This window comes from Collinsella sp. AF02-46-1 (assembly GCF_003465825.1).
Lineage (GTDB): Bacteria > Actinomycetota > Coriobacteriia > Coriobacteriales > Coriobacteriaceae > Collinsella.
In genome coordinates, this window is sequence record NZ_QSBV01000026.1 from 1 (window position 1) to 18,274 (window position 18,274).

An 18,274-nucleotide genomic window follows, 5' to 3' on the forward strand; every position below is an offset into this window, starting at 1 on the left:
CCGGGCAGGTGGGCGACCGCCAGCCCCGCGGCGCGGGCGCGCCGCACGGCGAGGGACCCTATGTTGCGGAACTGGTCGACCACGACGAGCGTGCCGGCGGGCGCGGAGGAGAACAGCGCGTCTAGAGCGCCCTCCCGGTTGCGGACGGGGGCGCTGGCCAGCACCTCCCCGCCGCGGTCGATAAGGCAGGCCCAGTGGGAGGACTTGCCGACGTCCAGGCCGAGCACGGCCGCGGGCCTGGTGGATGGCGCTTTCACGGTGGTATCCTTCCGGTAGTCGTTCGACCGGATGGCCTCCCCCTCGGCACTCACATTACCAGCCGCGGCCTCTGCCCGGCACTTTCCTATCAGCCGTCGGGGGCGGCGCGTCCCGCGCCGGCAGCACCCAACGGGCCCTCTCGGGGGCAGGGACGTTCGGCCGTGCGCGGGCGCCCGGTCGGCGGCCCGTTCTGGGCGCGCCTCAATCGTAGCCCGAGACGGGCCCGGGCTGACAATTTCGACTGTAATGGACGTTCTTAAACGACTAGTCATTAAAGAACGTCCCCAATGACTATTCTTTTTTGACGGTTTGCTAGAGCATAACTAACGAAATTAGTCAAGTCACGTCTGTTTAAACAAAATATCGAAGAGTAAAGCAGGTTCTTATCCGATTTAAATCGGTATTAATGAATGCTGTGCTTGTATCTGTTTTCTAAGATGGTCAAACTAATTATGTTTAGCGAGGAATAGCTGAAAACCAGCGATGTAACCAATTTGTAACAAAGCAGGACGTTTAAACAAATAATCCAACCGTTCACATTTTTTCCTATAATTTTGCCACGCTTGCGGCTATACTCTTTTTTGTCGTGTAGGAAATACGTAGACAAAAAGGAGGTTATGTGATGGTAAGTATTGTTCTTGCTAGCCATGGTGACTTGGCGGCTGGAATCAAGCAGACGGGCTCGATGGTCTTTGGCGATCAGCCGTCTGTTGCCGTGGTCTCGCTCGAGCCGAGCATGGGCCCCGACGACTTCCGTGCCAAGGTCGAGGAGGCAATCGCTTCCTTCGAGGACCAGGAGCAGGTGCTCTTCCTCGTTGATCTGTGGGGCGGCACGCCGTTCAACCAGATCAGCGGGCTCATCGAGGGCCACGATTCCTGGGCTATCGTCACCGGTGTCAACCTGCCTATGCTCATCGAGGCATATTCGCAGCGCTTTGACGCAAAGAACACTGCACATGCGATCGCAAAACATCTCGTGACTGAGGCTAAGGCCGGCGTGCGCGTCAAGCCCGAGTCTCTGGAGCCCGAGGAGAAGAAGCCGGCTGCGGCCGCCGCTGCTCCTGCGGGTGCCATTCCTCCGGGAACGGTGATCGGCGACGGGCACATCAAGATCGCCCACGTCCGTATCGACACGCGCCTGCTGCATGGTCAGGTGGCCACCACGTGGACCAAGCAGATCAACCCCAACCGCATCATCGTGGTCTCCGACGGCGTTGCTCACGACGAGCTCCGCAAGACCATGATCGAGCAGGCTGCCCCTCCGGGAGTCCACGCCAACGTCGTGCCTATCAAGAAGATGGCCGAGGTCGTCAAGGACACGCGCTTTGGCGACACCAAGGCGATGCTGCTGTTCGAGAACCCGCAGGATCTGCTCAGGGCCATCGAGGCCGGCGTCGACATCAAGGAAGCCAACATCGGTTCCATGGCCCACTCCAAGGGCAAGGTCGTCGTCACTAACGCTGTCGCTATGGGCGATGACGATGTCAAGACCATCGAGGCTCTCAAGGCCAAGGGCGTCAAGTTCGAGGTCCGCAAGGTTCCTTCGGATTCCTCCGAGGATCTCGACGCCATGTTGAAGAAAGCTAAGGCCGAACTGGCCGCTCAAGCATAGTAAAGGAGGGTCCGATACATGTCTGCAATCACTATTCTGCTTGTTGCGATTGTCGCGTTGCTTGCCGGTATGGAAGGCATTCTGGATGAGTTCCAGTTCCATCAGCCGCTCGTGGCATGCACGCTTATCGGTCTCGTAACCGGTCACCTTCAGGAGGGCATCCTCCTGGGCGGTTCGCTCCAGATGATGGCCCTTGGCTGGGCTAACGTCGGCGCCGCCGTCGCGCCTGACGCCGCTCTGGCCTCGGTCGCTTCTTCGATCATCATGGTGCTCGCCCTCAACGGTGGCGCCACCGATTCGGCCAAGGCCGTTACCGCCGCCATCGCCGTCGCCGTCCCGCTGTCGGTCGCTGGTCTGTTCCTGACCATGATCTGCCGTACCCTGGCTACCGCTATGGTTCACGGCATGGACGCCTGCGCCGAGAAGGGCGACTTCGCCGGCATCGAGCGTTGGCAGTACGCCGGCATCCTCATGCAGGGTGTTCGTATCGCCATCCCGGCAGTACTTCTGTGCATCATCCCGGCCGAGGCTGTTACCAACGCGCTTAACGCTATGCCCGATTGGCTGTCCGGCGGCATGGCTGTCGGCGGCGGCATGGTCGCTTCCGTCGGTTACGCCATGGTCATCAACATGATGGCCACCAAGGAGACCTGGCCGTTCTTCATCCTCGGCTTTGTCCTTGCTGCCATCCCTCAGCTCACGCTGATCGCCCTTGGCCTCATCGGCATCTCCCTTGCCCTCATCTACCTTGGCCTTAAGGATCTGGCCAAGCAGGGTGGCGGCATGGGCGGTGGCTCCGGTGACCCGCTCGGCGACATTCTGAACGATTACGAGTAGGAGGGGAGTGATACATATGGCAGAGAACAAGATTCAGCTCACCAAGGCTGACCGTAAGAAGGTTTGCTTCCGTCATCAGTTCCTTCAGGGCTCGTGGAACTACGAGCGTATGCAGAACGGCGGCTGGTGCTTCGCAATGATCCCTGCGATCAAGAAGCTCTACACCAGCAAGGATGACCAGATTGCCGCTCTTAAGCGCCACCTGGAGTTCTATAACACCCACCCCTATGTTTCCGCCCCCGTCATTGGCGTTACCCTCGCCCTCGAGGAGGAGCGCGCCAACGGTGCTCCGATTGACGATGTCGCCATTCAGGGCGTCAAGGTCGGTATGATGGGCCCGCTCGCCGGCGTCGGCGACCCCGCCTTCTGGTTCACCCTTCGCCCGATTCTGGGCGCACTGGGCGCTTCCCTGGCCCTGTCCGGCAGCATCGCCGGTCCGCTGCTGTTCTTCTTCGCGTGGAACATCATCCGTTACGCTTTCCTGTGGTACACGCAGGAGTTTGGCTACAAGGTCGGCTCCTCCATCGCCAAGGACCTCTCCGGCGGTCTGATGGGCAAGGTCACCGAGGGTGCTTCCATCCTGGGTATGTTCATCATCGGCGCCCTGGTCGAGCGCTGGGTGTCCATCTCCTTCACCCCGGTCGTCTCCAAGGTCACGCAGTCTGCTGGCGCCTATATCGACTGGGCCAACCTGCCCGCCGGTTCTGAGGGCATCAAGCAGGCACTGACGATGTACAGCTCTGTCGGTGCCAACGCACTCGACCCGGTGAAGGTCACCACGCTTCAGGCCAACCTCGATCAGCTCATCCCCGGCCTTGCCGCCGTGTGCCTGACCCTTCTGGTCTGCAAGCTCCTCAAGAAGAAGGTCAGCCCGATCGTCATCATCCTGGCTCTCTTCGCCGTCGGCATCATCGGTCGCGTCTGCGGCTTCATGTAAGCACGCTTCGGCTTAAGACCGAGAGTTGCTAGGCAAGGGCTTTTGAGCCATTGAAACGGACCGCACCCGGTGGGTACACTGGATGCGGTCCGATTGTTTTTATTGGAGGGCGAGGCGCGTATGGCGCAATCTCAGAACAGCACGGTCGATTTGGCAACGCCGGCAACCTGCCTGATGGGGCTTACCAGTCACGGTAACGTGATGGTGGGCAATAAGGCGTTTGAGTACTATAACGAGCGTAATCCCGAGGATTATATCCAAATCCCGTGGGACGAGGTCGACTATATTGCCGCCGAGGTTTTGCGCGGCACCAAGAAGATTACGCGTTTTGCCATCTTTACCAAAGAGAATGGCCACTTTACGTTTTCGACGCGCAATGACAAGGAAACGCTTCGCGCGGTGCGTAAGTACATTGACGAGGACAAGCTCGTTCGTTCGCCCGACTTTATCGATGTGACGGCCAAGGGCGCCAAGAGCATCCCCTCCGTTATCAAAAACCTTTTCCACAAAGGCAACTAGTCATTAAAGAGCGCCCCCTCAAAGTGGGGCGCAGTCTCCCATGTGGCTCGATCGGGAAAGTGCATCCCAGTTCGAGCGTCGATTCCGGGATGTAGTTTCCGGAACGGGGTCGTTTGGGAAACCGTGTCCCGTTTCGAGCCGAAATTCTGGGTCACAGTTTCCTAGCAAGGTCTCATGGGGAAAGTCTGACCCAGAATTTGCCTGGATAGTGGGACGCACTTTCCGGAGGGCTGTTCCACCGCAACTTCGAAGAGTGGGTATACGCTGCATTACAGCGGCGTAAATCTGCTACACTAATACAACATGCCTCCGTAGCTCAGGGGATAGAGCACCGCTCTCCTAAAGCGGGTGTCGACGGTTCGAATCCGCCCGGGGGCACCAGAAAAATCGCAGGTCAGGAGTTAATTTTGCTTCTGACCTGTTCTGGTTTTAGGGTTAAGAACTGCTTTTGTTTGTAAATCTGGTAAGTAAATAATTTAACTTACCGAGTTTTCCACTGAAAACAGGAAATCACCATTTTGGGGATAAAAAGTTTTCAACAGCCGTTAGTCGGTTCCATTTTGGTGAAGCGCTTCCTCAATTTGGGTAAAAAATTTCACCATTTTGATGATTCGGCTGCTTTGAGTTTTTGATAAAAACGCCTGTTCAGAAGCTTGCGCAATACCCATTTTGGTGAAACCAATTAATAGAGAAATATACTATAAAGATATAGGGACGGCGATGCCGTCCTCTTCGCTCGCGAAGCTCGCTGCGCGGCCACGTACCGTGTCCTTGCCGCCGACTAAGCCGTCGATAAAGATAGGGACAGCGATGCTGTCCCCCTTCGCTCGCGAAGCTCGCTGCGCGGCCACGTACCGTGTCCTTGCCGCCGGCTACGCCGCCGATTTATTCGCTCACTTCGTTCGCTGATTGATGGACTAATCCGATTTATCGCTGACACCAGTCATAAGTGCAGCAATTGATATGTTGAATCCATTGGCAATTTTAGAGAGGTTAGAAAGACTGACATTTCTTCGTCCGACTTCAATGCTCGCGTAGTAGGAACGATCCATCTCAATCAAATTGGCGAACTGCTCCTGGCTGTACCCGAGTCCAGCGCGGAGCTCTTTGCATCTCATGCCGAATGATTTCTGAAGCGTCTTCGTATCCATGACAAAAAGAGTCATGGATTGTTGTATTTATGCCAACGGACTATATACAATAATCCCTGTTAAGGCGCATAATTACCTTTATTGGAAAGAGTTCTGATGCCCAGTCGGATAGGGCACGGAAAAGGAATGGAACAGCACAATGACTCAGGGAAAGCATTTCGCTGCCGGTGGCGATCACTTCGCCGCACTGCCAAGCAAAAAGATTCACACTCCGAAGGGGATCGCGCGTCTGACCGTCACCGCGGCGACCATGGCTGCCATGACCGGATCGAGCCTCATCTCACCGTTCGCGGCATTCGCCCAGACCGGTGACGGGGGCACGCAGCACCCCGCCGTGATGTCGCCGATCGCCACCCATGCCGGCGCGGCATCCGGTACCGGCGCGAAATCCGCCGCACAGACCATCGCGGACCTGCAGAAGGCAGTCGACGAGGCGAAGGCGAAGGAGGACGCCGCCAAGGCATCCTACGATGAGGTCGCCGGCCCCTACAACGAGGTTGCTTCCGCCCGCGACCAGGCCAAGGCATCCTACGATTCGGCAGTCAGCGCCGGCACGGTAGCCGACCGAGCGGCAATGGACGAGTACGCCCGTCAGGTCGCGGAGGGCAAGGACGCCGCCGATGCCGCCGGCAAGGACCTCGAGCAGGCGAAGGCGGGTCTCGCAGACGCTAAAGCGGATGCGTCCGAGAAGGACGAAGCGTACCAGTCCGCCCTCAAGGCGGCTCAGGATGCCAAGGATGCCCTCGATAAAGCCAAGGCAGATGCTGTAAGCGCCACCCCGGAGGCAATCAGTGCCGCCGAGCAGGCCGTGCGCGACGCCCAGGCTGCCGTGGACAGGGCACAGGCCGAACTGGACAACGCCAACGCGACGCTTGCCGATGCCCAGTCCAAGCTGGTTGCGGCCCAGTCTGCAAAGGATTCCGCCGATTCTGTCCTCGCTGCAGCCAGGCAGAACAAGGACGCGGCGGATGCGAAGGCCGCAGCAGCCAGCGCCGCCTATGAGCAGGCGAAAGCCGACCTCGCCGCAGCGGAGGCAGGCGCCAGCGGTCCGAAGTACGATGCGGCAAAACAGAAGGTCGCGGACGCAGAGGCAGCCCTCGCCGCCGCACGAGCGGCACAGTCCCAGTGCGAGTCCGAGCTCGAGCAGGCACAGTCCGCTGCGGCAACGGCACAGGACGCCCTGAATGATGTCCAGGTGGCCCTCTCCGTAAAGCAGCAGGCCGCCCTCGATGCCACGTCCGGCGTGAACGCCGCCCAGTCCGCACTCGATGCCGCGAACGCCGACCTCGATGCCGCCAAGCAGGCGAACGTCGACGCCATCTCCAAGCTGGATGCAGCGAAGCAGGCTGTCAAGGACGCTGAGTCCGCCAAGGCGGCCGCCGACGTAGAGCTCGCGAACGCCAAGGCGGCGAAGGATACCGCAGACGCTGCCGTGACCGCCGCCCAGCAGAAGGTCGACGAGGCACAGGCGAAACTCGATTCCGCCGACGCGCAGCTCAAGCAGGGAGCCATCGGCTTCTTCCGTGCCATGGGTGCCGATTCAGCCATCGAGATCATCCAGAACTGCACATACAAGGACTACACCGAGGTGGGGAACAGCCTCGACGCGACCAGTCTCGACAACATGCTCGCGGCAATCCCGTACATGAAGTCCATCAACGAGTACCGCAAGTCCGTCGGTCTCTCTGAGCTCCAGGTCACGTACAAGCTCATTGCGGCAGCGATTGCCAACGCGAACTATTCCGATGTCAAGTTTGGGCATTCCATGCAGTTTGATACGAGCGAAAACCTCGCATGGAACTATGGAACCGATCCGAAACCGCAGTGGGTGGACCAAGAAAAGGCTTTCTTCGATCAGGCGGTTCAGGAGCTCTATGGCGTCACCGGTCTAATCGGTAAGGATGCCGTAGACTTCTACAAGTCGCATAGTGGGATTGAATCCTATGTCAACCAGCATTTTAAGGTTGCCGGATATCCCGCAACTGTCGGTCACTACCTGCATGTCATCAGCCCTGAAATCGGCTATATGGGCATGGCGGTCTGCAGCAAGGGAACCATGAACGGCTGGAAGACCGACAGCTTCGATACCGCAAACCTGGGTTGGGCAGGCTCCGGTTGGAACATGAACCCCATGTCCGTCGACGAGTACGAGCAGAAGCTGACCTCCTATATCAACGGCCTCAAGAACGCCAAGAGCGCACTCGACGCAGCCAAGGCCGATCTCGCATCCAAGAAGCAGGCAGCCGCCGGCGCCGCCGCAACCGTCCAGCAGAAGCAGGTCGCGGTGGATTCCGCACAGGCAGGTGTCGATGCCGCGAAGCAGGGCGTTGCCGATGCCCAGCGTGCCGTCGATGCAGCCAAGGCTGATGTCGCATCCAAGCAGCAGGGCGTCACGGATGCCCAGACCGAGCTTGATGCGGCAAAATCGGACCTCGATGCCGCCAACGCGGCAGTCGATACGGCAAAGTCGACCGTCCAGCAGAAGCAGGTCGCCTTTGATGCTGCCAACGCAGCCGTAACGACCGCACAGTCTAAGTTGGATTCCGCCAAGGCGGACACCGCTGCTAAGCAGCAGGGCGTGGACGATGCGAACGCCGACCTCGCGAAGTTCTTCCAGGACGTCGCCGACGCCAAGAAGGCGCTCGATACAGCAAAGATCGTCCATGACGCGGCGGCAGCCGATCAGGCCGAGAAGGCGACCGTCCTCGATGCCGCCAAGCAAAAGGCGGATATCACCGCACGCGCCCTCGCGGATGCCCAGCGCGCCGTCGATGCCGCAAAGGCCGACGCCGGCGTTGCCGCCGACAAGCTCACCGGCTCCCAGACCAATCTCGAGGACGCACAGTCGAACCTCGACATCCTCACCGGTCTTGCCGCGAAGCTCGCAGAGGCACAGCAGCGCGAGCAGGATGCAGTAAAGGCCGTCAATGACACCAAGGCCGCGCTCGATGCCGCGAAGGCGGATGCCATCGCCGCCGAGTCCCTGGTCTCTGCCGCCGAACAGGCAAAGGCGCAGGCAGACGCCAAGCTGTCGAAGCTGAACTCCATCGATGCAGGCGCGGCGATCGCTTCCGGCCATGACGCGAACGCGGATGACGCCCTTAACGCGCTTTTCGCCGCAGCAGTCGAGGCACGTGCCAAGGTCGCGCCCGCCAAGGCCATCCTGGACGAGAAGCAGACCGCGGTGGACGAGCTCCAGCCCGGCTATGATGCGGCACTCGCCGCCTACGAGTTGGCGAAGTCCGACCGCATCGCAGCGGAGCAGAAGCTTTCCGATGAGATCGCACGACAGGAGGCAGAGGAGGTCGCAAAGCAGCAGGCGGCATACAGCCCGAAGCACCTCGCCGGCACGGATACCGCCCAGACCGGCAGCCTCGCCCAGACCGGTGACCGCGCGGGACTCATCGGCGAGACGTTCGTCATCGGCGGTACCGTCCTCGTGGCGACCGGCGTCTTCCTCGACCGGAAGAAGCGCCGCGAGCAGATGTAAAAGCGAGTCGGGCGTTGGATATCGGCTAGTGTCCAACGCCTGGTTTCATGGACAGGGAGATCGGTGTGAGAACAAAGGCTATTATCGTTGCGCTTCTGGTGTGCCTTTCGGCACCTCAACTTGGATGTGCCAGCGTTGCAAAGCAAGGAAGCGGCTCTACGGAAAGGGCCGCCACAGCGGTAAAGAATAAAGACAAAAAGAAGCCAAGCGAAGAAAAGGCGGCGCAAACCTCTGGAACCAAGAACGAGGAGAAGAAAGAATCCGACGACAAGGACCAGAAGTCCGATGACTCCAAGAAGGAGGATAACAAGTCTTCCGATTCCTCGAAGTCGGACAGCAAGGGCGATTCCTCCCAGTCCAAGCAGAATTCCAGCAATTCGCAGGGCTCTGGCAGCAACAATTCCTCTTCCAACGGCGGTAGCCAGAAGAAGTGGGTTGCCGAGCAGGGCCACTGGGAGACTGATTACAGCCAGGTCTGGGTGCCGAATGTGGTATATACGCGTCATGAACGTTACATTTGTAGTGCATGCGGTGCATCTTTCGATTCTATAGCCGCTTGGTCAGCTCATAGTGACGCAATGTGGGAACAAGGTCAAGACCATGGAGCATATATCAATGATTCGTATACTACCTCTGAGGACCAGGGACATTATGAACAGAAGGCTACGGGGCAGCATTGGGTTGTCGACGTCGCCGGTCACTGGGAGTAATGTACATCGTTCCTCTCCTCTTACATTTGGTAAATGTTTATTTGCGGGCGGCCGGTTCGGCCGCCTTTTTTAGACGCCCAGTCTGGGAGCAAACGATAGGAAAGCAATCAAACGAGAGGCCGTTCCAAAAGAATTCGGCGGTGCCGGATGCTTCGGGCAAAACCTTCCGCAAATCGGTAAGGTCTTCCATCAACTTGCTCCAGCCCTCGCCCGGAGTCCGCTACAGCGAATTTCTAACACTCAGCATCCTTCGCGTTAAAAATTCGCTTCCGCTCACGGTCTTCACGCAGTTACAACGCCGCGAGGCCTCTCGCTTGGAATGAGACCTCTCATTCCACGTCTACACTGCGTTTCGCCCAATCACCGTTCCGGAGATTGCAAGATTGGTGTTGGGCTAGATAAATGGGGCCATACTCGCCCCCTTTATCTGCCAACACATCTTGTTTAACACCTCACACGGCGATAAAGTTAGAAATGAAGTTCGCCTTCATTTCTCTAAGGGAAGCGATGGCGTCACTTCAAAAATCGGCGCGACGTCAGTCGCTCCTAAAAAGGAAAGCAATCTTATATCGGTTTTGAATCGGTGGCCTCACCGATTCGCTCTGCTTTCCTGGGGGCATGAATGATGAGTTGCAAACGTCCGTACACCGTTAAGGCGACACTCACTTCTGAAGAATACGAAACGCTTTCCGCTTTGGCAGAAAAGGCGGGCATGACGAAAGCCGAATTCATTCGCTATGCACTGATTCATTGGAATGAATCGTTCGATGATCTAGTCATTTCCAAAAATAAGAACGGTGGCCGTAGCAAAAAGCTGCAAACCGTTTCAGAGGATTCGAACGAAAAGCGCTCGGCGGTTATTTACGTCAAAGTCACCGATGGCGAGCACGAGGCGATTCGCAAGCAGGCGGATGCGCTCGGCACGACCGTCAGTGCGTATGCCCGCCGCGTGATGCTGGCCGGGAAAATCGAGATGATCGATTTCGATATGAGCCAGGTCGCAAAAATCTATCACGAGCTGTATCGCGAGGGGACGAACCTCAACCAGCTGATGTACTTCGTGCACGCGCAAGGTCTTCCGGCCTACAACGAGAAGGCAGTTTTCCGAACGCTTGAAAAGGTTTACCAGAACGCCCGCAAAGTCACTCTCTTTATCGAAGAACTCGAACAGCGCTATTTCGTCGGCGGTGATCAAAATGACCGTCGTTAAGCAGAAAGGTGTTTCGTCCGAGCGCTATGCGAAGAACGTGCGCAAGTACATTAACGGAAAGTACGCTTTGGCCCGCGGCGGCTGGAACCTCGCGAACCGAAAGTACTGGTTTTCCGAGATGGCTATGACGCGGAAGATGTTTCATCACGACAGGCCTGCGCGTGCCGGCGCGAAGAACATAACGATGCTTCATCAGGTTCTTGCGTTTCTTCCCGAGGAGTGCAGCTGCAACGGAGGCAAGATGACCCCCGATGCATGTATGGCCTACGCGGAGCAATGGCTTGCGAAACACTACCCGCATCAACAAGTGATTGTCGCCTTGCATGAGGAAAGCGATAAGGCGGGAAAACGTTACGCGGTCCATATGGCGATTAACCGCACGGATCTTTTGACGGGTAAGCGTTGCGAGACGGGTGGGCGTCGCGGAAAGTACGAACGCGCTGCGTGGGTTCGTGAAATGGACAAGGCCTGGAATCTCGCTCAGCTCGAAAAGGGAAAGAAGAACTCGAAGATTCGAGACCGACAGCCGCGCGACACTGAAAAGAAAATTGTCGATCGGGGAGAGTACAGCTATAAAAACAATTTGCGCGAGTTGATCCATATTGCAATCAACGACTATCACCCGAAGACTATGGAGCAGTTCAAAAAGTTACTTGCCTCATGGGGCGTAGAGATTTTCATTAAGAACAACCGAGTCTATGCGACGGATCTCGATATCAAGGAGGCCGGCAATCCGAAATGCACTTTCAACCTGACCCGTCTTGACGGGCGGTTTGCGATCAAGCAGCTTGAGGCGGCCTTTAAAAATAACGTGCTGGAAGCCGAGCGAGCCCTTCCTTATGAGAGGCGTTGCGAGATTTACATTCAACGGCTTAAGAAAGCGTATTCGGCGTGGGTCGAGCAGGCAGAGGCGAGCAAGGGCGTCGCCTACAATCTCTTCCCTAAGTTCATCGCACCGAAGTGCGATGAAGATCTGCTCGAGGATCCGGCGGTTCGTGATGAGCTTCTTGCCCGGCGCGGTTACGCAAGGGAGATTCGAAACCGTTACGCCGGCGCCGTTCCCGATGCTGGCGATGACCGCGTTCGCGCCGCAGGCCGAGCCCATGGTGGCAACATCGACATCTCGCCGCAGGTCGATCGTGCGGTCGACCGAGGCGATTACGCTCGCGGAGACACGCCTCGCTAGTTTTGGAGAGCCTATCGTCGGTGCCCTAGCGTGCTGCCATCCAGTGCCGATTCTTTCATGCTCGCAATTCGGCGAGGGTGAGGAGTATGAATTGATCGGCGGGAGTCAGCCGCTCTGATAGAATCGTCCTTGCTGTCGGCAGCCCTCGTGCCGGGCAGAGCCCTCCATTCGATGGGAGGTGATGCCCATGACCGATTTCACCGAGCTCGTGAAGCTCCTGACCGCTACGGTCTCGCTCCTCACGGCCCTTGTCGGCCTTTCCAAGGCACTCAAGCAGGGCTCGAAGCCCAAAAAGAAAGGCCACCGTCGCTAAGACGATGACCTAACTCTATTAAGCAACGGCTCTGCCCAGCTCACTACAACTTGGGCTGCCGTCGGCACCATTCTACCCTTCTGACGAGGAATTCGTCCATATTTCAAAAATCGAATCCTGTTCGCGCGTGGGCGCGTGGGCGTAAACTTTTAGTTGGGCAAACCCGACAGATTGGAGCTTGAAACATGAGGGATATGCACCTCATGTCGCTCATAAAACGTCTCCTGACCTCGAAGGAGAACGTTTTTTAGCGACAGAAGGAGACATAAATATGATCTGGTTTACCAGCGACACCCACTTCGGGCATGAGAACGTGCTGAAGTTCACCGACCGCCCGTGGGAGACGATTTGGCAGATGAACGACGCCATCGTCGACAGCATCAACGGCAGGGTTGCCGTGGACGACGAGCTCTACATCCTGGGTGATTTCTCATTCAAGATGACCGCCCAGGACGCCTACGGGCTGCGCAAGCGGATCGCCTGCAGGCGCATCCACCTCGTCCCGGGAAACCACGACAAGGACTGGACCCAGCCGGCGGTCGCGGGCGCCTTCACCGTGGAGCCGCCGATCTGCGTGCTCAAGATCGACGGGCAGAAGATCGTCCTGAGCCATTACCCCATGGCCGACTGGCAGGGCATGAGCCATGGATCGTGGCACCTCCACGGGCACATCCACAGCAGCGGCGGCGCGTACAACGAGTTCAACCGCAAGCAGGGCCTTCTGCGCTACGACGTCGGTTGCGATGCCAACGGGCACTCCCCGGTGAGCCTCGACGAGCTGAGGGAGTGGTTCGCCGGAGTCGGCGAGCCGTGCGGCCGGGTGAAATGGCCCTGGTGGGTCAACGAGACCGGCGACAGGCAGGTCGAGCGCGAGCTGGCGGCGTACAAGAGGGAAGAGGTGATTCGATGACGGTCTATGTGACGGGCGACATCCACGGTGGGCTCGACATGCAAAAGCTCCGCGACTGGGAGCTTGGGGATAGCCTTACCGGCGATGACTACCTCATTGTCGCCGGCGACTTTGGCTTTCCGTGGGATTTCTCTGCCGAGGAATGCGCCGATATCGCCTGGCTGGAGTCGCGCCCCTACACGGTGCTGTTCGTCGACGGCAACCACGAGCGCTTCGATCACTGGGCGGAGCGACCCATGGAACTGTGGCACGGTGGGCTGACGCAACGCCTGTCGGATACTTCGTCTATCCGCCGCCTCATGCGCGGGGAGGTCTTCGAGCTCGACGGCTCGACGGTCTTCACCATGGGCGGTGCCACGAGCGTGGACAGGGAATACCGCGTGCCGTATTCCAGCTGGTGGCCTCAGGAGCTTCCGGACGAGCGCGAATTCGATGCCGCGCGGGCCAAGCTCGACGAGGTCGGCTGGAAGGTCGACTGCGTCATCACCCATACCTGCGCCACGCGCATGCTCTCGCCGACGCTCTACCCGGACCCGGGCTGGGAACGCCCTGATGTGGACCGGCTGACCGGATTCCTCGACGAGATCGAGGATCGCCTGGACTATAAGCACTGGTATTACGGTCATTTTCACCGAGACGGCAACCCGGACGAACGGCACACGGTGCTGTATGACCGGATCGTGAGGCTCGGGGACAAACTCCTGCCGTGGGGTGCGTACTGATGACGGTCTATGTGACAGGCGACGTGCACGGCAGGGCCGAGTACGGGTCCAGCCGGTTTGCATTCAAAAATTGGCCGCTGGGCCGGACCCTGACGCGCGATGACGCGGTGATCGTGGCCGGCGACTTCGGCTTTGTCTGGGATGGCTCGAATGCTGAGAGGTATTGGCTCGACTGGTTCGAGTCGAAGCCCTGGACCACGTGTTTCGTAGACGGCAACCATGAGAACCACCACGCCCTGGCCGGGCTGCCGGTGCGGGAGTGGAACGGCGGGCTCGTCCATGAGGCACGACCGCACGTGCTGCACCTGATGCGCGGAGAGGTGTTCGATATCGACGGGCTCACAGTCCTTGCCATGGGCGGCGCCGCGAGCAACGACAGGCAGTATCGCAAGGAGGGGAGGAGCTGGTGGCCCGAGGAGATGCCGAGCGAGAAAGAGACGGAACACTGCCGCTCCTCGCTCGACCGCGTGGGCTGGAAGGTCGACTACGTTGTGACTCACGAGGCTCCTGCTGCCCTGGCTAGAGAGCTGTGTCGCGAACGCGGACGTGAGTACCGCGGGGATCCGCTGCAAACCTTCCTGGGTGAGCTCGACGGACGGCTCGGCTACCGCGTCTGGTTCTTCGGTCACTACCATCGCGATAAATGGTGCGACACCAGGCATCGCCTTATCTATCGAGACATCGTGCCGATCGAAGATGCTGCGCCCGGTTCTAGAAACCTTCTAAAAGCGCTCTAGAAGGTTTCTAGAAATCAGTTACCTGACAGGAAGGGCGCGGGACTACTCGCCCCTCATCTTGGTCATGACCTCGACCTTGGCCTCGGCCACGGTCGCCCGCCGCTCGGAGGCGGCGAGGCGGTCCTTGAGGGCGGCGACTTCGGCCATCAGGTCGCGCTGGGCCAGGAGCGCATCGCTCAGCTCGGCTTGGGCTTTCAACGCGGCGTCACGCTCGACGCGCAGACGCTCGATCTCATCGGACATGGCCTCAGCCTCGGCGTGGAGCTGGACGACCTGCCTGCTGAGCTCCCTGGCATCGGCGAGGTATCTGACGCTCGCGGCATGGAGCTCATTGTTTTCGAGCTCGATGCTCGCGGTGTCGAGCTCGAACTTCTCCTCGATAAAGGCGACCCGCTCATTGCAGTCGGCCTCAAGTCTTTCGTTCCGGTCTCTCGCCTCGACGAGCTTGCGGTTGAATTCGTCGAGCTGGGCCCTGAGTAACGCGTTCTCGGTCTTGAGATCGGCGGTCTCGCGCAGCAGCTTCTCTCGCCAAGCCTTTTCAATCTGCTCGGCGGCCTCATCGAGGACGTCCTTCGCGCCGGGCGTCTCGCTGATTTTTCTGTCGTTCGGGTTGTCTGTCATCGTGCGGCACTCCAATCAACAATGGGCATGGCTCCGCCATGCCGTACGGCTGGGAACAAATACGCGGCCGCTGTTGAGTTGTGTTTGTCCTGCGCTTGGTGAGTTCTAAAAGCGTCTCAAGTCATACGTTCACGCAGGTTTTCGATTGGAGAAATACCGCACGTTTTCATGGTATCACGTGCCTTAAAGAACATGAATGGGCGGTCATATCGATTCGTTGAAAATAGCACCTACGACGTGCTGGTGGCGGGAGAGTGATGGCGTTAAAGATGTCGAGAATGATTATGGGAGTATTTTAGATGCAGGTATGAGAAAGGGTCGAATCGAAGTGTCTGGCCGGACGCCAATTGTCCGGGAACTGTTTCGGTTCGACCCTGCTTCATTTTACATCCGCGGCATGTTTTTGTAGACGCCTGGCGATTACCGACCTTCACGACCTCGATGACGGTTTCCCCGTCCTCGATTCTTGCCAGATTGCGGTAGACATGCTGCGTGAATGGTCGGATATCATTTGAGCCAGAATCATCTTCTATTGAAGCGGATTCTGGCTCAGTGGTTTTTAACTCGGTTGTTTGACAGAAGCCCACGTCGATAGTCGGGCTGTGGACTTAAGATTTCGGGGGCTCCCAAGCGTTTTCGATCGCGGCGCGGTAGATTGCAGCGTAATTAAGCATCCAGCTGCCATCACCAGTTTTTTGAATATACCCCTTATCCTTTAGAGAAGTATAGGCTCGGGATATCGTGTTCTTGCTCAAGTGGTAGTGATCCTCAATCCATTTGCTTCTAGCGCAAAAGCCCATGGGCCGTTTGTTTTTGGAAGGTTTTCCAAACTTCCATACGAGGCCGAGGATGAGACGCTCGGCGGCAACGGTGGTGACGCAGCACGCCCACTCGGGCACTGAAATAAAAATAGCTTTATCCATTTTCTCTATAATCTTTCGTTGCTCGGTAACATCATCGTTGAATATGTCGGAAATTGACGGTAGCTCGCTCATGTTTACCGCCTAGTCAAGGTGGGCGGTACGACCTTCAAGCTGCTTGAAAAGCTCATAGAATGAGCTTTCAAACATGTAATTCGAGCGATGGATTTGGATGAGCTTGCCGGACTCGCGCATAAACTTGCGCGCGGTGTTTTCGCTCCAGCCAGTGAGTTCGCGGATATCGTTAACGCGGAGTAACCGATCGCACTGAGCGGCACCAGTGGGGAAAGTCGGTGTGGACGCCTGAGTGCTAATCTGTGGAGTAGCCATGATGAGCTATCCTTTCAATGAGGGCCCTCCCTGTGCTTGTAAGACTTACCAGGTTCATAAGCACTTGGGGGGCCGGTTTTTATGACTACATGCGTAGCCATCTGACAGCTTTAGAATCTATTAAAACTCATTAGATGTCAATCAAATAAAGCGTCTACCTGCGGAAATAGTAGTATAGTACCGTAATATTATTGATGAAACGATGAATGAATGACATGCTATTTCTCGCTTTTCTGTATATAGGCGTTGATGAAGTCTTCGTAGCCTTTAACTGCTTTTATTTCTGATTGTTGAACGAGGCTTGTATACGTTTTGAGCGTGATATTGGGGTCCGCGTGGCCAAGAATACCTTGCACGCTTCTAACGTCCGATCCGTTCGCCAGCATAAAAGTGCTTACACAATGCCTGAGCTGATGCGGGCAGATGCCCTTATATAGTTTTCCGCCAGTCGAATTGTTCGGCTCATAGATTCCAAGATTACAGCTAACTGCGAAATCGCGAAACCAATGGTTGAAGATGTAGTTTTTCATGTGACAGACAGTAGGGACCCCCTGCTTGACAGCAATATCGCTAATGATGGGAGTGCTGCCAGTCTGGGACAGCCCCAGAGAGGCCAGGAGCTCTTTTTGTATGGCTGACCATGATTGAAGGCGTTCGGCCAAGGTTTCTCCAACGGGGATTTTGCGTTGGCTTTCTTGTGACTTGGGTGCCCTCAGTTCATGGTCGTTGGTGTACTGCCTGTCAATTTTCAAGGTTTTATTGGCAGGGTCCCAATCGCGCCATTCGAGGCCCAGCATCTCGCCTTTCCGCATACCCGTATACACTAGTACTAGCGTACCAACAGCTTCGGCGGTGAGCTCAATGTGTTGAAGATGTGTGCATAGGGTAGCTACTTGGTCGATTGTCAGTGATTCTCTTTTGTTGCGTGGTCTGCGAACATGAACGGTAGCGCAGGGGTTTCGGTCAATTATTCTCTTTGCGACTGCATTCGACAGAATCTGACGCAGTTTTGAATTGATTCGTACAAGCTCTGATGGTTTGTATTTTCCCGTACGACGAGCTTCGGCATATGCTTCTTCGATTAGATCGGGAGTTAGCCCCTCAATTGTCTGAAACGCACCGAATAGGTCTTCGATATGCCTGCAATCGTACGCTTCTCTTTCATAGCTCGTTGGCACAAGCTCGGTGTCCCTATTTTCATGAAAGGCCCAGCAGTAGGACGCAAGCAAAGTGGGCTTTTTAGTTTTAGTGATCGTGCCAGAGGAGTTGATTTCAGCCAGCTTGGCCTGCATTGCAGCCTTAGCTTCTGTTTTAGTCTTGCAACGAACCGTATAAGTTGGGGATCGTTTGTAGCGCCCTGTCTTCGGGTCCTTGACTCCAAGGGAAAAATAATAGCGATAGGTGTTAGGTGATCTCTTGTCTTTCCAACACGTGCCTCTTCCGCTAATGAGTGGCTGTTCTGACATCTTTGCACTCCGTTTCTTTGAATAGTTTTCAACAATTCATTGAGTGCAGTTTAGCTAAAGCCGTTAGTAATATGTTTGTAAAAGCATAGGCGCAGCTACCGGAGGCAAAAGACGCAAACTGCTATGTTTATCTGCGGTTATATGATGTTCAATGATGCTTGATGAATGGTAGGGGGTAGCATTAAATCATATCTCCTAAAGCGGGTGTCGACGGTTCGAATCCGCCCGGGGGCACCAGAGATTTGTCGAGCCCGGTACCACCACGGTGCCGGGCTCTTCTGGTCTAAGGGCAGGGTTCGAGCCGGGCTTATAGGACAAAATGTGTGTCTACTTTAGGGGCGTCGG

General features: G+C 56.9%; 18 protein-coding genes and 1 tRNA gene. 13 read left to right on the forward strand and 6 right to left on the reverse strand.

Features of this window, described 5'->3' with window-relative positions:
- A partial coding sequence (locus DWV20_RS09135; RefSeq protein WP_147346320.1) for a transposase occupies nt 1-257 on the reverse strand: 257 nt, incomplete at its 3' end.
- 623 nt (nt 258-880) lie between these two features.
- Here DWV20_RS09135 and DWV20_RS09140 point away from each other — a divergent pair.
- From DWV20_RS09140 to DWV20_RS09160, 5 genes are all read left to right on the forward strand, one after another.
- Nucleotides 881-1,870: a PTS sugar transporter subunit IIB gene (locus DWV20_RS09140; protein ID WP_089573275.1), complete on the forward strand. Its 990-nt coding sequence runs from the start codon at nt 881-883 to the stop codon at nt 1,868-1,870.
- A gap of 18 nt (nt 1,871-1,888) precedes the next feature.
- On the forward strand, nt 1,889-2,707 hold the full coding sequence (locus DWV20_RS09145; RefSeq protein ID WP_089573274.1) for a PTS mannose/fructose/sorbose transporter subunit IIC: 819 nt from the start codon (nt 1,889-1,891) through the stop codon (nt 2,705-2,707).
- A gap of 16 nt (nt 2,708-2,723) precedes the next feature.
- Nucleotides 2,724-3,644 (forward strand): PTS system mannose/fructose/sorbose family transporter subunit IID, encoded by a 921-nt coding sequence (locus tag DWV20_RS09150; protein ID WP_117564942.1) that lies wholly within the window; start codon nt 2,724-2,726, stop codon nt 3,642-3,644.
- A 120-nt stretch (nt 3,645-3,764) separates the two neighbouring features.
- Nucleotides 3,765-4,163: a DUF956 family protein gene (locus tag DWV20_RS09155; RefSeq protein ID WP_117564941.1), complete on the forward strand. Its 399-nt coding sequence runs from the start codon at nt 3,765-3,767 to the stop codon at nt 4,161-4,163.
- Nucleotides 4,164-4,468: 305 nt separating this feature from the next.
- Nucleotides 4,469-4,544 (forward strand) — tRNA-Arg (locus tag DWV20_RS09160).
- Nucleotides 4,545-5,080: 536 nt separating this feature from the next.
- On the opposite strand, the gene DWV20_RS09165 is transcribed toward DWV20_RS09160, so the two are convergent.
- Nucleotides 5,081-5,329, reverse strand: coding sequence for a helix-turn-helix domain-containing protein (locus DWV20_RS09165; protein WP_117629686.1), 249 nt, complete (start codon nt 5,327-5,329; stop codon nt 5,081-5,083).
- A 124-nt stretch (nt 5,330-5,453) separates the two neighbouring features.
- On the opposite strand from DWV20_RS09165, the gene DWV20_RS09170 reads away from it, so the two are divergent.
- From DWV20_RS09170 to DWV20_RS09200, 8 genes are all read left to right on the forward strand, one after another.
- Nucleotides 5,454-8,804 carry a CAP domain-containing protein gene (locus DWV20_RS09170; RefSeq protein ID WP_118256849.1) on the forward strand — a complete coding sequence of 1,117 codons (3,351 nt, stop codon included), beginning with the start codon at nt 5,454-5,456 and terminating at the stop codon, nt 8,802-8,804.
- A 65-nt stretch (nt 8,805-8,869) separates the two neighbouring features.
- Entirely contained in the window at nt 8,870-9,514 is a 645-nt protein-coding gene (locus tag DWV20_RS09175; protein WP_233539816.1) for a hypothetical protein, read from the forward strand.
- A 622-nt stretch (nt 9,515-10,136) separates the two neighbouring features.
- The gene (locus tag DWV20_RS09180; protein ID WP_118256850.1) at nt 10,137-10,724 is read left to right on the forward strand and encodes a ribbon-helix-helix protein, CopG family; all 588 of its coding nucleotides are present in this window, start codon (nt 10,137-10,139) and stop codon (nt 10,722-10,724) included.
- Nucleotides 10,711-11,910 carry a relaxase/mobilization nuclease domain-containing protein gene (locus DWV20_RS09185; RefSeq protein ID WP_117786234.1) on the forward strand — a complete coding sequence of 400 codons (1,200 nt, stop codon included), beginning with the start codon at nt 10,711-10,713 and terminating at the stop codon, nt 11,908-11,910. Before DWV20_RS09180 ends, DWV20_RS09185 begins: the two co-directional genes overlap by 14 nt.
- Nucleotides 11,911-12,097: 187 nt before the next feature.
- Nucleotides 12,098-12,223, forward strand: a complete 126-nt coding sequence (locus DWV20_RS10135; protein ID WP_255413310.1) for a hypothetical protein — start codon at nt 12,098-12,100, stop codon at nt 12,221-12,223.
- A gap of 271 nt (nt 12,224-12,494) precedes the next feature.
- Nucleotides 12,495-13,133 (forward strand): hypothetical protein, encoded by a 639-nt coding sequence (locus DWV20_RS09190; protein ID WP_117629690.1) that lies wholly within the window; start codon nt 12,495-12,497, stop codon nt 13,131-13,133.
- Entirely contained in the window at nt 13,130-13,855 is a 726-nt protein-coding gene (locus tag DWV20_RS09195; protein WP_117629691.1) for a metallophosphoesterase family protein, read from the forward strand. Before DWV20_RS09190 ends, DWV20_RS09195 begins: the two co-directional genes overlap by 4 nt.
- Complete coding sequence (locus tag DWV20_RS09200; RefSeq protein ID WP_117629692.1) at nt 13,855-14,592, forward strand: metallophosphoesterase; 738 nt, start codon at nt 13,855-13,857, stop codon at nt 14,590-14,592. Before DWV20_RS09195 ends, DWV20_RS09200 begins: the two co-directional genes overlap by 1 nt.
- A gap of 42 nt (nt 14,593-14,634) precedes the next feature.
- On the opposite strand, the gene DWV20_RS09205 is transcribed toward DWV20_RS09200, so the two are convergent.
- The 4 genes from DWV20_RS09205 to xerC all read right to left on the reverse strand — a co-directional run bounded on the left by DWV20_RS09205 (nt 14,635) and on the right by xerC (nt 17,929).
- Nucleotides 14,635-15,213 (reverse strand): hypothetical protein, encoded by a 579-nt coding sequence (locus DWV20_RS09205; protein WP_117629693.1) that lies wholly within the window; start codon nt 15,211-15,213, stop codon nt 14,635-14,637.
- Between the two features lie 608 nt (nt 15,214-15,821).
- On the reverse strand, nt 15,822-16,208 hold the full coding sequence (locus DWV20_RS09210) for a hypothetical protein (RefSeq protein WP_117629695.1): 387 nt from the start codon (nt 16,206-16,208) through the stop codon (nt 15,822-15,824).
- Nucleotides 16,209-16,217: 9 nt separating this feature from the next.
- Nucleotides 16,218-16,463, reverse strand: a complete 246-nt coding sequence (locus DWV20_RS09215) for a hypothetical protein (RefSeq protein WP_117629696.1) — start codon at nt 16,461-16,463, stop codon at nt 16,218-16,220.
- A gap of 218 nt (nt 16,464-16,681) precedes the next feature.
- The gene (xerC, locus tag DWV20_RS09220) at nt 16,682-17,929 is read right to left on the reverse strand and encodes a tyrosine recombinase XerC (RefSeq protein ID WP_117629697.1); all 1,248 of its coding nucleotides are present in this window, start codon (nt 17,927-17,929) and stop codon (nt 16,682-16,684) included.
- Between the last annotated feature and the right edge of the window lie 345 nt (nt 17,930-18,274).